The organism is Mesorhizobium sp. LMG17149, from assembly GCF_024518695.1.
Taxonomy (GTDB): Bacteria; Pseudomonadota; Alphaproteobacteria; order Rhizobiales; family Rhizobiaceae; genus Mesorhizobium.
The window spans coordinates 305,228-320,251 of sequence record NZ_JANIFL010000002.1 but is presented as its reverse complement, the minus strand read 5'-3'; the positions used below and the strand labels follow the sequence as shown (position 1 = coordinate 320,251).

Annotated in this window: 14 protein-coding genes; 5 read left to right on the top strand and 9 right to left on the bottom strand. The window is 63.0% G+C overall.

Annotation, left to right across the window (positions count from 1 at the left end; genetic code table 11):
• Nucleotides 1-36: 36 nt before the first annotated feature.
• Nucleotides 37-465: a SufE family protein gene (locus NP945_RS04860; RefSeq protein WP_256745851.1), complete on the bottom strand. Its 429-nt coding sequence runs from the start codon at nucleotides 463-465 to the stop codon at nucleotides 37-39.
• 101 nt (nucleotides 466-566) lie between these two features.
• A complete protein-coding gene (locus NP945_RS04855; protein ID WP_027035810.1) occupies nucleotides 567-920 on the bottom strand; it encodes a DUF5330 domain-containing protein in 354 nt (117 codons plus the stop codon).
• Between the two features lie 536 nt (nucleotides 921-1,456).
• On the opposite strand from NP945_RS04855, the gene NP945_RS04850 reads away from it, so the two are divergent.
• The 3 genes from NP945_RS04850 (at nucleotide 1,457) to NP945_RS04840 (ending at nucleotide 4,520) form a co-directional block, all read left to right on the top strand.
• Nucleotides 1,457-3,187: an ATP-binding protein gene (locus tag NP945_RS04850; protein WP_256745710.1), complete on the top strand. Its 1,731-nt coding sequence runs from the start codon at nucleotides 1,457-1,459 to the stop codon at nucleotides 3,185-3,187.
• Nucleotides 3,162-3,959, top strand: coding sequence for a peptidoglycan-binding protein (locus NP945_RS04845; protein ID WP_127268164.1), 798 nt, complete (start codon nucleotides 3,162-3,164; stop codon nucleotides 3,957-3,959). Before NP945_RS04850 ends, NP945_RS04845 begins: the two co-directional genes overlap by 26 nt.
• 213 nt (nucleotides 3,960-4,172) lie before the next feature.
• Nucleotides 4,173-4,520 carry a DUF1491 family protein gene (locus NP945_RS04840; RefSeq protein WP_256745709.1) on the top strand — a complete coding sequence of 116 codons (348 nt, stop codon included), beginning with the start codon at nucleotides 4,173-4,175 and terminating at the stop codon, nucleotides 4,518-4,520.
• Here NP945_RS04840 and NP945_RS04835 read toward each other — a convergent pair.
• Nucleotides 4,498-5,535: a hypothetical protein gene (locus NP945_RS04835; protein WP_256745708.1), complete on the bottom strand. Its 1,038-nt coding sequence runs from the start codon at nucleotides 5,533-5,535 to the stop codon at nucleotides 4,498-4,500. The genes NP945_RS04840 and NP945_RS04835 overlap by 23 nt on opposite strands.
• Before the next feature lie 188 nt (nucleotides 5,536-5,723).
• Here NP945_RS04835 and NP945_RS04830 point away from each other — a divergent pair, with 188 nt between their 5' ends.
• Nucleotides 5,724-5,912, top strand: coding sequence for a hypothetical protein (locus tag NP945_RS04830; RefSeq protein WP_256745707.1), 189 nt, complete (start codon nucleotides 5,724-5,726; stop codon nucleotides 5,910-5,912).
• Between the two features lie 140 nt (nucleotides 5,913-6,052).
• On the opposite strand, the gene NP945_RS04825 is transcribed toward NP945_RS04830, so the two are convergent.
• The 6 genes from NP945_RS04825 to NP945_RS04800 all read right to left on the bottom strand — a co-directional run bounded on the left by NP945_RS04825 (nucleotide 6,053) and on the right by NP945_RS04800 (nucleotide 14,013).
• Complete coding sequence (locus NP945_RS04825; RefSeq protein WP_127271883.1) at nucleotides 6,053-6,622, bottom strand: DUF1254 domain-containing protein; 570 nt, start codon at nucleotides 6,620-6,622, stop codon at nucleotides 6,053-6,055.
• Complete coding sequence (locus tag NP945_RS04820; protein ID WP_256745706.1) at nucleotides 6,615-7,199, bottom strand: DUF1214 domain-containing protein; 585 nt, start codon at nucleotides 7,197-7,199, stop codon at nucleotides 6,615-6,617. Before NP945_RS04820 ends, NP945_RS04825 begins: the two co-directional genes overlap by 8 nt.
• 205 nt (nucleotides 7,200-7,404) lie before the next feature.
• Nucleotides 7,405-9,558, bottom strand: coding sequence for a transglycosylase domain-containing protein (locus tag NP945_RS04815; RefSeq protein ID WP_127327194.1), 2,154 nt, complete (start codon nucleotides 9,556-9,558; stop codon nucleotides 7,405-7,407).
• Between the two features lie 228 nt (nucleotides 9,559-9,786).
• Nucleotides 9,787-11,226, bottom strand: coding sequence for an FAD-binding oxidoreductase (locus NP945_RS04810; RefSeq protein ID WP_256745705.1), 1,440 nt, complete (start codon nucleotides 11,224-11,226; stop codon nucleotides 9,787-9,789).
• 239 nt (nucleotides 11,227-11,465) lie between these two features.
• On the bottom strand, nucleotides 11,466-12,398 hold the full coding sequence (locus tag NP945_RS04805; RefSeq protein WP_256745704.1) for a dimethylarginine dimethylaminohydrolase family protein: 933 nt from the start codon (nucleotides 12,396-12,398) through the stop codon (nucleotides 11,466-11,468).
• Nucleotides 12,385-14,013 carry an amidohydrolase gene (locus NP945_RS04800; protein WP_256745703.1) on the bottom strand — a complete coding sequence of 543 codons (1,629 nt, stop codon included), beginning with the start codon at nucleotides 14,011-14,013 and terminating at the stop codon, nucleotides 12,385-12,387. Before NP945_RS04800 ends, NP945_RS04805 begins: the two co-directional genes overlap by 14 nt.
• Before the next feature lie 84 nt (nucleotides 14,014-14,097).
• Between NP945_RS04800 and NP945_RS04795 the strand changes: the two genes are divergently transcribed.
• Entirely contained in the window at nucleotides 14,098-14,994 is an 897-nt protein-coding gene (locus NP945_RS04795; protein WP_256745702.1) for a LysR substrate-binding domain-containing protein, read from the top strand.
• The last annotated feature ends 30 nt before the right edge of the window (nucleotides 14,995-15,024 follow it).

Here is a 15,024-nt window from a genome sequence, read left to right as displayed (position 1 = left end):
TTTTGCGCCGCGAGGCGCGGATCCGGTATGAAGGTGTCAGGCGGTCTGCTTGAGCGCTGCCTCGGCGTCGCGCTTGATGCGCTTGACCATCGAGCGAAGGCCGTTGGCGCGCTGCGGCGACAGATGTTCGTCGAGGCCGAGTTCTTTCAATGTCGCTTCCGCATCGGTCTGCTGGATTTCGCTGGCGGTCCTGCCGGAAAACAGCGCAAGTATGATCGCAACCAGTCCACGCACGATGTGAGCGTCCGAATCGCCCGTGAAGGTGATGACTGGGTCGGCTCCAGCCCCGCGTTCGGTGGTCAACCAGACCTGGCTCACGCATCCTGGCACCTTGTTGGCGGCGCTGCGCTGCTCGTCGGGAAATGGCGGCAGCGCCTCGCCGAGTTCGATGACATAGCGATAGCGGTCTTCCCATTCCTCGAGGAACGAAAAATCGTCGCGGATCGTCTGGATCGTGGTGATCATAATGCCGGATATAGTCACGCGGCGGCGCCGCGTCACGGAAAAAACAAGGACACCGCGGGCGTCGAGAGGGCAGACAGCCCGCGGTGCGCCGTCGAAACGGCTTAATTCTGAGGAGGCAGGTTGACGGTCTCGGGCAAGACGATTTCTTCGGGCAGGCTGCCAGTCATCGTCGACGTGTCGGGGCCGGCGGCGGACTTGTCGTCCATCATCGCTGCCGCGATCTTGGCGGTCTCCTTGGCGCGGGCGGTGATGGTGTGCATCGCCGACTTGCCGGTCTCGCAGACATCGGGTTTGCGTTCGCAAATGCCGGCGATATCGCCAACCGCTTCGCGTGCCGCAAACAAGGCCTGGATCGGCCCGACGCTTTCGCGGCCCGATTCATCGGGGCCGACAGCCAGCGGCAGCGCCAGCAGCACCAGCGAAAACCAGAAAGCCATTCTTATGAGGAAGACCATGCCCTTGCCCTCTCGTCGTGACCGGATCATGCATCCATATGGCATGACCTCTTTTGTAGGCAGGATCTTGGCACACAGGCGCAAAGGACGGCTTGCGGGCAAAGAGAGAATTTTCCTCAAATTTTAGGCAAATTCGAAACGAAGCGTTCTGCAATCGATTTGTCTCAATTGCCAGTGATTTTCCTTAACAACAAATAACCATACATCCCCATGATTTTCCTGTATTTTTCTTTGAATGTGGAAGTCCGGGTGCCGTGTGCGCCTGTCCGATAGGTGCCGTCGCCGGATAACTCTCCGTTTACTATGGCTGCATTTGCCCGTGCTTTCGGCGGCCGGCATCCCGATATTTGCCGCAGGCCAGGGCCTTGGTCGGCCCTGCCTTATCCATTCCTTAAACGCTGGATGCGAGTTTCAAAGCCAACCAGAACCATCTGCAAAGCAGAGCTGTCCACGACAAGTGCGAGTGCGTTGAGTTGAGTTCAATCAAGGCCAGATACGTTGAATTGCCTGGCGCGATTTCTGCCGGTTGCGAACGTATGGTCCATCCGTCCATCCTTGGGCGGAGCGACCGCGAGCGCCAGCGCCGTTTCATCGGCGTCATGCTCGCCGCTCCTTTCTTTGCCGCCGGCGCCGCGGTCATGCTGGTCACTTCAGGCATGGGCGTCGCCGTCACCATGGCCGCCATCTTCGCCGCTTTTGGCCTGTGCTGGTTCGTCGCCTTGCTGGTGGCGGCGACCGGCAAGATGGCGATAGCGAGTGGGCTCGCCCTGGTGCTGGCCGGCATTTCGCTCGGCAGTGTCATTGCCGCCGCGGGTGGGTTGGGTTCGCCTGTCGCCATGCTTGTCCTGGCGCTGCCTTTCGAAGCCTGGTGGATTGGCGGCTCGCGACGTGCAGCACTGTGGGGAGCCGTGTCGGCCGCTGTCGCCATCCTGGCTCAGCCTCTGGCTGGAACCGTATTTCCGTTCGCAGGAGCGCAGATCGCGGCGTGGCACTGGCTGGTGCCGTTGGCGTGGGCGCTTACGCTGATGCCGCGTGCATCGGCATTTCAAAACACCGCCGACGCGGCTGTGGTCGACACTGCCGACCGGCTCGAAGAAATCATCGATGCGGTGGTCTTGCGGGTCGCCCGCCATGGCGAGGTCCTGGACGCGTCGCCGAAAGCGCGCACGCTTTTGAAACTGCCGCCCGAACTGCTGTCCGGAAACGGCCTCTTCGATCGCGTCCATCTGTCGGATCGCGTTTCCTATCTCAGCGCAATGGCCGACATGCGCGACGGTGCGTTGTCGCGCCGGCTCGAATTGCGCATCCGGCTGCCTCAGAACGGCAATAGCCTGACGGCCGACAATTACCGGCCGTTCTCGCTTGATCTGGTGCGTGGTGAGGAACAGGGTGACATCTTTACGCTCGTCCTGCGCGAGAATGACGAGATCGCCCGGTTGCGCGAGGATCTCGCCGCAGCCAATGAGGCGGCCGCATCCGCCGAAGTGGCGAAGGGGCGCTTCCTGGCGGTGGTCAGCCACGAACTGCGCACGCCGTTGAATGCCATCATCGGCTTCTCGGATATGCTGCTGCATGAGATGTTCGGCGGCTTCAAGGATCCGCGCCAGAAGGAATATGTCGGCCTGGTGAGGGATTCGGGCCAGCATCTGCTCGCCGTCGTAACCTCGATACTCGACGTGTCCAGGATTGAATCGGGCGTTTATGCGACCGAGCCGGAGCCGTTCCGGTTCGCGGAAGCGGTCGACATGTGCCAGTCGATGATGCAGCTGCAGGCGCAGGCCAAGAACATCGATCTGCGGGCGCAGATCGCGCCGGACGCCGGCGACATCAATGCCGACCAGCGCGCCGTGCAGCAGATGCTGATCAACCTGGTCTCCAATGCGATCAAGTTCACCCCCGACGGCGGCGACGTCGTCGTCGCTGCCAAGCGGATCGGTTCGCGCCTGCATTTCTGGGTCAGGGACACCGGCATCGGCATCGCCGAGGAGGATTTCGCCAATCTCGGCAAGCCCTTCATGCAGATCCAGAACGACTATACCCGCCGTTTCGAGGGGACTGGTCTTGGCCTTTCACTGGTCAAGGGCCTTGTGGCGCTGCACGAAGGCACGATGTCCATCGAAAGCATGCCGGGCGAGGGCACCACGGTGACCATCAGCCTGCCGGTGAACGGACCGAAGGGACATCAGGCGGAGAAGGCCGGCGTGCTGACCATGCCTGTAGCGATGGCGAAAGGGGACAGAAATGGCTCGCTCCGCAAAACAGGCTAAGGCGGTCAAGCGCCGCAGCAACGCCTTTCAGGACGGCGCTGTCGCCGTCGGCGGAATGATCTCGCGCAACCCTGTCCTGGTGGGCGGCTCGACGGCATTCCTGGTGACGCTGTTCTACGTCTCCGCAAATGCCTTGTGGTACCAGCCTTTCCCGCATGCCGGCGCATTCTTCGCGACCCGCAGCATTGCGGGCTTTCCGCACGCGGCGCCCGACGAGCCGGAAACGACGTTCAACATCGTGCGGCCATCCGGCGCGCCGGCACCGATCAAGGGCGATCCGGTTGTCGAGCAGGTGCAAGGCATATTGAAGGATCTTGATTTCTATTCGGGAACGGTCGACGGCATTTCCGGACCCAACACCCGCAAGGCCATCCAGGACTATCAGCAGAAGGTCGGGCTCAACGCGTCCGGCGAGATCGACGCGCTTCTGCTCGATCAACTGGGCGCGACGCCGAAAACCGCTTCCGTCGTACCCAGGCCGCAGCCGCGCCCGGATATGCCGGCCGCCGTTCCGGTGTCTTTGCAGACAGGTTCAGGACAGACAAATTCCGGGCAGGCGGATGCCGAGACGCAAGCGCCCGATGCCCGCATCGTCAAGATCCAGGCCGGGCTCAAGGCGTTCGGCAATGACGACATGCAGCTGGATGGTGTCGTCGGCGCGCGAACCAAGGCGGCGATCAAGGAATTCCAGTCGCTGTTCGGGCTGCCGCAGACCGGCGAGCCCGATGAGATCGTCTACGTCAAGATGCGCGAGATCGGCCTGACCAACTGACGGCTGAAACGACGGCTCGCCCAGCGGCGGAAATATCGACAAAGCAATTCCAGGAAAGTGTGAAACGGTTTTCCGTCCGGAATCGCGTCAAACAAGGGTTAAAGTAGTTTGCCGTTTCCTTGAAACGGCAAACTACTTTAGAGAACCCGCTTGCCTTGTTTGCCTGCATGTCGTGTCCCAAACCGAGGCGACATGCATTCGCGGAGTTTTCTCATGCGTGTCACATCGGATCTGTGGGTCTCGGCCCTGTTGCGCCGGGTTTTCGGCGCCGGTGGATTTGCCGCCGTGGTCAAGCGCGGCGCGACCGAGGCCGGCGCTGTGTTCGTGCTGGCGCGGGGCAGGCTGGGTGAGGTTGCCCTGTTCGGGCCGGCGCCGCAGACAAGCTATGATTCGGCCAAGCCCGACGACCGGTTTTTCACTCAGCTCGGAACCGGCGAGGATGCCACAGTGCTCGACGTCAGGCTGGAAAGGGAGAAAAAATTCGATCCCGATATCTGGGTGGTCGAGATCGAGGCCGGCACCGTGCCCGTCGAGGAGCTTATTTCCGTGAAGACGCCCTGAGGCCGGACGAAGCCGCCGCATCGTCGCTGTTCGAGGCGGTGCGTGTATCGCCGTTGGCAGGTGCTGCGCCGCGAACCACCCTTGAAAGGGCTTCCGCCCGCCACGACCGCATCTTGTCCTGGGCCGCTTCACGATGCAGCAGCCGGTAACGGTCGAGGAAGGTGCGGATAGCCTGCGGATGCGGGAACTGGTTGGGATAGACGGCAACCGTGATCAGGAAGGCCCTGTCTTCGCTGAGGTCGAGCGAGCGCAAGGCGGCAAGCAGCGAGGCATAATTCTGGTTGGCGGTGAGCGATCGCGCGATCTCGAAATCGATATCGAGTGCATCGGCGAGCGCGGTCTGGAAGAACGCGGCGTTTCCCGTCAGCGCTGTCTCGCGCAATTTCACATAGATGTCGGCGCCCTTGAAAGGATCGGCGTTCGTCGCTGCCGCCTCGTCGCCCGCGCGCATCATCGAGCGCAGCCTGCGCCGTGCATTCTCGGCCGCGATGCCGAGTGCCTGTTCCCGGGCGGGCTCGTCAGAGGCGGTTTCCGTGCTCGCTGGCGCGATCTTGTCTGCCGCGGCGGCATTCGCATCCGGTTGCGGCGCGCGCACCAGGGTTGGCCTCTCGAGGGCCCTGATCAGATCAGCGATGGTCGGGTTCAAACCCTTGCGGCGCGCGATGGCACGCGCATGCGGCAGGCCATGTCGCCCGATCAGCGCGATGAGATCGATGTCGCTGACGGCGCGTGAGCGGATGAGCAGCGGCGCGGCAATGTCGACCGATTCCTCGCAAAGGCGGCGCACCAGGGCGGCGGGGGCGTATTCGCATTCGGAAAGGGCGGCTGCCACGTAACGGCGAGATTCGACGGACACGTCATTGAACAGCGGCAGCGTCAGGTCTTCGAGTTGACCGATCTCGCGGCGTGATGGGCGGGTGAGCGAACAGAACGCCGACACCGCGGCTCGGAACAGCCTTTCGGCCTTTCCCGAGTCTTTTCGCACCGCGATTTGCCTGAAGTCCGAAGATGACACGAAGGATACGCCCGTACTCGACACAACCTTGACGACGCTCGACCGGGACCGTGCCGGTTCCGAGAGTGCCAAGAACAAAGTTCAAGTTAGCGACGATCCGTTAGCGTTCCGTTAACCCTCTGCCGGCCTTAATGACATTTGGAGGCGTTGCGTTGTGCTCCGGGGAAACCGAGAGGAATGCGCGAACCATGGGCATGGTACTGTCTTTCGTGCCGCGTACGGCACCAAACACCAGAGTAAAGCAAACCGCCGAAATGCCGGCGGCGGTGATCATCTTTCCCGGCATCCGTTACGAGCGGCCGCATGCCGGCGAAGTGCGGCCGATCGATCCCGGCAAGCCGGGCTCGCCAGGAACAAAACCGGTCCCGCACCACTGAGTTTCGGCGGCCACGGACCTTTGGTCCGGGGTCATGTCTAGTGCATGTCGCCCAAAAGTGACCTCGGTTTTGGGAGAACGACATGCATAAAAACAAAGATCCAAAGCGGGTCGTCTGAATCCGTTCAGACGCGACACGCTTTAGAAGTCCTGCAACTCGCAGGAACTCTGTTCGAAGAAGCGCGACACGATCGGCTTCCAGCTGCTGTCGGGCACGAAGGCGCGGATGACGAAGATGCCTTCCTCGATCGGCGCTTCGACGAAGATCGCTCCTTGAAGATCCTCTGGAAGATCCTTGCGCACGTCGATCATCTGCGCCGGCGTCAGCACGACGGCATCCAGAACGCCGCCGGTCGCTGTGTGGTCGTTGAAGGAATAGATGTTGTGGCCGCTGCGGTCATAGACCGACACCGACCAGAACGGGACATGTCCAGGTGCCTTGACGCGGACCATGCCTTCGCCCAGATCGAACCGGCAGGCCGTCGCGTAAAACAGCGGGTCGACGGATTTCACCACGGGCGCGCCACCGGCCTCGGCATCGAGCCGCGTCATCTTGTAGAGATCCGACGCCATGGACAGCCGCGACCAGGCATCGCGTTCGGAAAACTCGGGCACCAGCAGCAGCACGGCGATGTGCACGATGCCGGCGCCGAGCAGACCGAGCAGGACGGCATGCAGCAGTCCGCGCATCGCAGCGTAAAAACTACGCATTGCAGCCGACCTTGACGATATGCGGCAGCGAGACGTCCGACAGGCCGGTGCTGCTGGCGATTGGCGTGTCGTAGAAGGTCAGCACGAAATACATCCTGCCGAAGCCGTCTGTTAGCAGCCAATTGCCTGGCATCGGGTGATGGCCGACGGAAATGATCACCGAATTGTCGGGCTGGCGCACCACCCCGTAGGATTGCAGCGCCGCCAGCCGGGGTTTGCCGGTTTCGACCACGCCGAGCGACTGGTCGGCGGCATAAAGCGTCCAGAACCGTGCCGTCGGAAAATCACCCTCGATTGTGTAGGTGCATTCGCGCTTGAGCTCGGCGCCGCTCGCGTCTCGCTCGGCGACGAAGGACAGCCCCTCGGCGCGGCCGAGCGCAAGCACACCCTCGCGCGCCACGCGGGCCTTGGAATAGGGATCGGCGGCCGGCGTGCCGATATCGGGAAAGGCCGTCCATTGGCCGATCCTGATGGCGCCGACGCCATCCTGGATTTTCAGCGCATACCAGACGCTGCCGCCACCGCCGACGATGGCTATGGCAAGCGAAAGCAGCGTCAGGAAGGCAGTTTTGAGCATGAGGGGCCGGGAACACGAAGAGTTGCCGCTCGGGGATATCGCGGCGTGGGGCCTTGTGGCAAGCGGGCCGACGTAGAATTGCAGACGGCTCTCCCTTCTCCCCTTGCGGGAGAAGGTGGCCGAGCGAAGCTCGGTCGGATGAGGGGTGTTCCAGCTTGGCAATGGCGGTGATCCGGCCATCACCCCTCAACTGTATCGGCGCCAATCACAGCGCCGATAGCGTCTCCGGCAGTTGCGGCGTACTGAGGACGGGCGCCGAATGGAACAGCGTGGTCATGTCCCGCAGCGTCTGGGTCGTGCGGCTGGACAGCACCGGCGGCCGTTCGGCGGCTGCATCGGCCGCCGCCTGATCGTCGCTCTTCTTCTGTGCTTCCTCGGCCTTGGCGGCGATCTCCTCATCGACGAAGGGCTTGTCGATGCCAGGGATCGGCTTGAGGTCGATGTTCTGGTGCGCGTAGACCATCAGTCGCTGCCACACCATCGCCGGCAGTGAGCCACCGGTCATGTTCTTGGTCGGCGTGAAGTCGTCATTGCCCATCCATACCGCCGCCGTGTAGTTGCCGGTGAAGCCGACAAACCAGGCGTCGCGGTAGGACTGCGTGGTGCCTGTCTTGCCGGCGACGACGATGTTGGGAAGTTGGGCTCGCCGCGCCGTACCCATCACCGGCACTGCGGCCAGCATGGTGTTCATCGATTTGAGCGCCTGCTCGGACAGCACCCGGTGTGGCGGCGGCGCGTCCTTGGCGAAATCATAGACCACCTCGCCGGTCCGGGTGACGAGTTGGCTGATGCCGTGCCGGGAGCCGACGAAGCCGTTGTCGGCGAACACGCTGTAGCCCGTCGCCTGGTCCATCACCGTCATGCTCGAGGTGCCGAGCACCATCGTCTTATGTGCTTCGATCGGCGATTCCACGCCCATCGCCTCGGCCATGGCCTTGATCGGGCCGATGCCGAGATGATCCTTGGCCAGCCGCACCGGCACGGTGTTAATCGACTTGGCCATTGCCATGATCAACGTGACGTTGCCGGCCGATCCGCCGTTGTAATTGTGCGGCGACCAGCTGCCCCAGCTGATCGGGCCGCCGGAAATGATGGAGTTGGGGGTGAAGCCGTGTTCCATCGCGGTTGCGTAGACATAGGGCTTGAATGATGAGCCGGTCTGGCGCAGCGCCTTGGTGGCGCGGTTGAACTGGCTGGCCCCATAGTCGCGGCCGCCGACGATGGCGCGCACGGCGCCGTTGGTCTCGATGACGACGACGGCACCTTCGGTGACGTTGTACTCCTTGCCGAACTGGCGCAGGTGGAACTCCACCGATTCTTCCGCCGCCTTCTGGATGTTGGCGTCAAAGGTGGTGTGGGCGAGAAGCGAGTGCTGGCCAGGTTTGGCGATCTTCTTGACCTCGTCGAATGCCCAGTCGAGGTAATAGTCAGGGCTTTTCTGTTCGCCGCGGTCGACGACATCGGCCGGATGCAGCCTGGCCTGCAGGACCTGGCCTTCGGTCATGAAGCCGGCATCGACAAGGTTGGACAGCACCACATTGGCGCGCGCGCGCGCCGCCGGCAGGTTGATGTGCGGCGCATATTTGGTCGGCGCCTTGAACAGGCCGGCCAGCATCGCCGCCTCGGCCAGGTTCAGGTCCTTGACGCTCTTGCCGAAATAGAAGTCGGCGGCAGCCTCGATGCCGAACGTGCCGCCGCCCATATAGGCGCGGTCGAGATAGAGCTGCAGGATCTCCTTCTTCGACAGATTGGCCTCGAGCCACAGCGACAGGAAGGCTTCCTTGATCTTGCGCTCCAGCGTGCGCTCATTGGTGAGGAACAGGTTCTTGGCCAACTGCTGGGTGATGCTCGATCCGCCCTGGACGACGGAGTTCGCCCGCACATTCTCGAAGATCGCGCGCGACAGGCCGAGCACATCAATGCCGTAGTGATCGAAGAAGCGACGGTCCTCGGTGGCAAGCACCGCCTTGATGACGTGATCGGGCATCTCGTCGACCGGCACGGAATCGCGCTGGATGATGCCGCGCTGGCCGATCTCGTTGCCATAGCGGTCAAGGAAGGTGACGGCGAAGTCGCCCTGGGCGCGCCAGTCGCCAGCCGTGTCCTGGAAAGCCGGAATGGCCAGCGCCAGCATCACCACGATGCCGACGGCGCCGAGCGTGAAACCTTCGCTCAACAGTTCGATGATGCCACGGCGCCAGCCGTTGACGCGGAAGCGCCGCGAGAAGATCGTCGCTGATTCCCAGAACTGGCGCGCCTTGAAGCCGATCTCATAGAGCGAGGAATCGATCCACGCATCGAGCGCCAGCAGCCGGGCGGCGATCGGACCTCTTCTCTTGCGCGGTTCGGGACTGGCCATTCGGAATCCGGCTAGCAATTGCACGACCTGAGAACCGCAAACCGGCAATTTCAGGGCGATGCATTCCGGGAGACTATTCCTCCATTTTTCCAGCACTCACAAGGGCGGCGAAGACACAGTATTGGGTTTGTTGCTGATGGGCCGGCCCAAGAATACAGCCCGGCGCCAACAGCATGTGCCCGCGCCTCCAGCGGAGGCGTGAGCTTTTTCACTGCAGCACGGCACGTCTCATGCGGCTCGCAAGCTTTCTTTCGGACGCAAATTCTGGTTCATGCGGAACAGGTTCAGCGGGTCGTAGCGCTGCTTGATTTCCAGAAGCCGTCGATGGTTGCCACCATAGGCCGCTTCGACCCGGTCGACCTCGTCCTCCGGCATGAAGTTCACATAGGCGGTGCCGGCGGCATAAGGTTTGGCCGCCTCGTAGATTGAACGAGCCCAGTCGGTGCAAGCCTTGTCCATCGTGGGTTCGCGCCAGCGGGCGTGAACGTTCATGACGAAATGCGAACTGCGCTGTGGGAACGCCGTTGCGTCCGCCTTGACGCGACCTGCCGCGCCGCCGACATGGCCGATAAATATCTCGCACTCGGGTCCCGGCAGCTTGGCTATTGCCCCCCTGACGACCGCAGCCGCCTCCTCGGAAAACTCGGTGAAGTCATGGCTCTTCCAGTAGTTGCGGGCGCCGGGCGTGAGCAGTGGGTCGAATGCCTGCTGCCAGCCGGTGAACGGGCTGGGGCCCACGACATCGGCAATCGGCGTGCCGATGGCTCGAAGTTTCTGCGTCGCCTTTTCACCTGCCTCGATATCGCCGCAATAGCACATGGCCAGAACCAGAACCTCCTTGCCATGCCATTCCGCGGGCAGGAAGGGCAGCGGCGGCGCCTGCCGCATGACTACCCAGCAGGTCAACTCGTCAGGAGCGGTTTCGAGCGCCTTGCGATACTCCCGCAGCACCTTTTCGGCATCGGCGAAGGGATGGACGACAAGCCCTGCCAGCACTTGCGGTCCAAACTCATGGAGATGGAACTCGAATGCGGTGACGACGCCGAAATTGCCGCCGCCGCCGCGCAGCGCCCAGAACAAATCGGGATTTTCAGTCTGGCTGGCCCGGAGCAGTTTGCCATCGGCGGTGACCACATCGACGGAGGCAAGATTGTCGATGGTCAGGCCGAATTTGCGGGTGATCCAGCCGAAGCCGCCACCCAGCGTCAGGCCGGATATGCCGGTGGTCGAGTTGATGCCGGTCGGTACCACCAGCCCGAAGGCCTGCGTTTCCTTGTCGACATCGGCAAGCGTCGCGCCAGGCCCGACCCATGCCCGCCGCGCAGCGACATCGACCCGCACCGATTTCATCAATGACAGATCAATCATCAGGCCACCATCGCAGACCGCACTTCCGGCAATGTTGTGGCCGCCGCCGCGCACCGAGACGAGAAGCCTGTTCTCCCTGGCGAAATTCACGGCACTGATGACATCGGAAGCTCCGACGCAGCACACGATCAGCCCGGGCCGTCGGTCGACCGTGGCATTCCAGACGGTCCGTGCTTCGTCGTACGCGCCATCGCCTTCGCTCAGCATTTTGCCGCGCAATTGTGCCGAAAACGCTTCCAGGGCTGCGGCGTCGACTGTCGTTTTGCCGCGTTCAAGCGTGGTGAGGCTCATGGTGTTCATGCTTTCCTCCCGATTTGCAGATGAGCTGTCCTCTCCCAAAAGACGTTTTTACTGTGCGCTTATATTAGCTATCGCGCAAGTTTCGCATCGGGCAGCGTTGCGACTCGCAAGCGGGGCACACGGTGCCGCCAGCCGGCGATCTCAGCCGTTTTGCGCGCGCGACCTTGCACCCTCGGCCGCCAGGATGCCGATCATGGTGATGCGAATGTGAGCGAAGCAGCGTAGCGCTATCCCACTCCTCAGGCCGGTTCGCGCTTCAGCGCCTGCGCCATGCAGTGGATGCCGCCGCCGGTCTTCGAGATCTCGCTCATGTCGACGGCCGCGACCTCGAAGCCGCGCGCCTTGAGCTGGCCGATCAGTACCTGGCTGGAGGTCGGCGCGATCACCCGGTCCTTGCCCAGCGACATGAAGTTGCAGCCCAGCGCCATCGTATCCTGGAACGGCACGTCGATGATCTCGTGGCCCTTGCCCTTCAACCAGTCGACAATGCCGGGTTCGGTGCAGGCGAGGCAGACAGCGGTCAGTTTCTCGGCGATCGGCACCACCATCAGGTCGATATGAACATAATACTCGTCGATGAAGGCGATGCGGGTTTCCCAACCTTCCTTGTCGAACCATGCCTGCACCTGGCGGGCGCCTTCTTCCTGCGTACGCGCGCCGCCGCAGCCGATCAGCACGACGCCGTCCTCGATGACGTTGAAGTCACCGCCCTCGAACGTGCCTGCGGTGACCATGTCGTAGATCGGGATGCCGAGCTTTTCGTAGGTGCGGATCGCGGCATAGTTCTCGCCGCGCCGCCACCAGTTGGCCATGGCGGTAATGAAGGCGCCGTAAGGCGTCATGACGCTGGAATCGCGGGAATAGACCTGCATCGGCAGCTCAGGCGTCGGCTCGTGCCAGTGGATGTTGACGCCGAAATGCTCGTAGGCGGCGACCAGGTCCTTGTGCTGGGCCTGGGCGATCTGGACGTTGCAGGGTGCCTCGCGCAGATGCTTTCGCGACAGCGAGCTGGTCGACAGATGGCGCAGGAAATTGGGTGAGCCAAGCAGGACGTCGGTCAGCACGTCGGTCTCGTTGGCAAAACCCCAGGCGGTCAGCGGCTTGGTGCCGCCGGCGGGGTTGCGGCGCTGCAGCGAAAACGGCTCGGCGACAATGCGGTCATGAACGGTCATGGGATGCTCCTCGTGAGGTGGTTTGGGGTGTCTGATTGCTCGGTATCCACCAGTCGCGTCCACGCGGGGTGGTGACATATTCTGGCCATCGAAACCCGATCGGCGGGTCGTAGTCGCAAAGCGGCGCGATCCAGTTCGAACCGCCGATTCCGCCGCCGGTGCGGGCGACGAATTCATTCATCGCTGCATCGCGGGCGGTCTGGTCTTCCAGCAGGCGGAGCGCCGCCAGCGCGACCGTCTTGGACGCGCAGATGACCATCGGGTCGATCGTCGCCGAAATGCCGCCCAGCGCATTCATCACCCATGCCGGATAGGGGTAGCCGGTCTCCGAACGTAGCGCCGGGCGGGCGACATAGAACCGCGCTGTCGGCGTATGCCAGCTCATGTCGGTGTAATCGTCGGAGGTCGAATTGACTTGCGAGGGCGCCAGATCGCGGCGCAGGATCGCTTCCGCCGCCTGCGGCTCGATCAAGCGCTCGAGTTCTTCGATGAACGGCTCGTCGCTCGCCATGCGCCCGGCATTGACCTGTATTTCGCGGGCAACTGCCTTGGCGTCCTCGTCCCAGCGCGGCGGCCCAGCCGTCGACAGCGCTTCATAGGCGATTTCGGCCATGGCATGATTGGCAAGTCCCGGTCGTGACTTCGACACCCAATGCCGCTCATGGCGGCAGCCGCTCATGCTGGCAGCGGCCTCGGCATTGCGGTCGAGCACCGTGGTGACCTGCTCGGCCATGGCAAGCGTCGGCACGCGGATCATGTACTGGATCTCGGCCAGCCCCGCCGGCAAATTGTCGGCGGTTGCTTGCCCCGCCGTCAGAATCGCTTCGCTGATCGACCAGCCGCCCTGGTGCGGCAGCATGGAATCGCGCAGAGCCTTGGAGGCCATGTACATCATCAACAATGCGTCGTTGGCGCCGGGGGCGCGCGCCGCCGAATGTGCTTGCGGAATGGGTGCAGCACCCGCAGCCAGCGCCCAGCGCTCCGGTTGGTCGCAGATGAAGCGATAGATCATCGCGTAGGCCGCGCCGCAATGCGTGTCCCAGCGCGCCGTGTTGCAGAGCGGCAGCATGTAGAACGGATGAAAGGAGATCATGCCGGCAAGGCCGTCATAATAGCCCTTGGCGGCATGGATCGGCTTTGACCCGCGCACCTTTTCCGCCGGCTCGCCGGTGAAGCGCAGCGTGCCTGAAATGCCGTGGCGCTGCATCGCCGCCTTGGTCGCCAGCAGCCCGCCGAGGCTCGAAATGCCCAGCCCGGAATGCGGGTCGGTGTGGCCGCCGGCCTGGTTGCCAAGTCCCCGGCGCGGACGCTCGACCGTAGCGGCATCCTGGCAATTGCCCGGCACCGCGTCGTATTCGGCGTACATGCCGATGGTCGGGCCGGGGCCGTTGGTCCAATGCGCGCAGAAGGCGGTCGGCATGCCGGCGGAGCCTTCTTCGACGGAAAAGCCTTCGAGTTTCAGCCGCTCGACATACCAGGCGGCTGATTGATACTCCCGCCACGCGGTCTCGCCGTAATCGAAGATGGTGCGTGTCCACGCGGACAACAACGGCTGGATGCCGTCGAGACAGGCAAGGGCGGTTGCTTGCGCCGAGGTGGCCACCGGTTTCTCCATGGCATGAGAAGAAAGCAGTGAAGCGGGTCGCTAAAAAGTGATATGTTTTCCCGGTTCGTGCAAATTCGGTTCACCTGAGGTTCCTTGCGTATACCATCGACACAAGCGCTGCGCGCGCTCGACAGCTTCGCCCGCCACGGCAGCGTCTGGCGCGCCGCCGACGAGTTGCACCTGACCCGCAGCGCTGTTAGCCATCAGCTTCGCCTGCTGGAGCGCGACCTCGGCTTCGATCTGCTCGAACGCATCGGCAAGGGCGTGGCGCTGACGCCGCGCGGCCAGCGCTACGCCAGCGACGTGCGCAAGGCGCTCACCGTTCTTGGCGACGCGGTGACGCGCGATGCCGGCACCGGAGTCGGCGGCTCGTTCGCCGTCAGTTGCACGCCCGGCTTCGCCTCGCTGTTCTTGTGCACCCATATCGGCGAGTTCCGGCAGATGTATCCTGACGTGGCGCTGCGCATCCTGACGCCGCGCCGGCTCGACGATGTCAGCAATGCCGATGCCGATGCCTTCATTGCGTTTGGTGTCGGCAATTGGCCGAACCGGGCGGTCGAGCCGCTCTGTGAAATCTCGTTCACGCCGCTCTGCAGCCCGACACTGCTCAACAAGGTCGGTGGTTTTTCCCGGCCGTCGGACGTGCTGCGCGCCAACCTGCTGCATCTCGATGACACCGAGGATTGGGCGCGCTGGCTGGCGCTGTCCAAGGTGGAAAACCCCGACATTGAGGGCGGCATCTTCTTTTCGGACATGAACCTCGTCTTTTCGGCGGCGATTGCCGGCCAGGGCATCGCCATGGGCGACGAACTGACCAGCCGGCGGGCGCTGAGCGAGGGCCGGCTGGTCAGGCCGTTCGACATAGCGATCAAGTCGCCGCGTTCCTATTTCCTGGTCTCCGAACACGCCAAGGCTTCGCATCCGGTGCTGGAAGCGTTAGCAGGATGGCTGCGGTCGAAACTCCAGGAGAACCGCATTCTGCCGTATTGAGGGCAGGTGGCGACATCTCGCCATAGATGA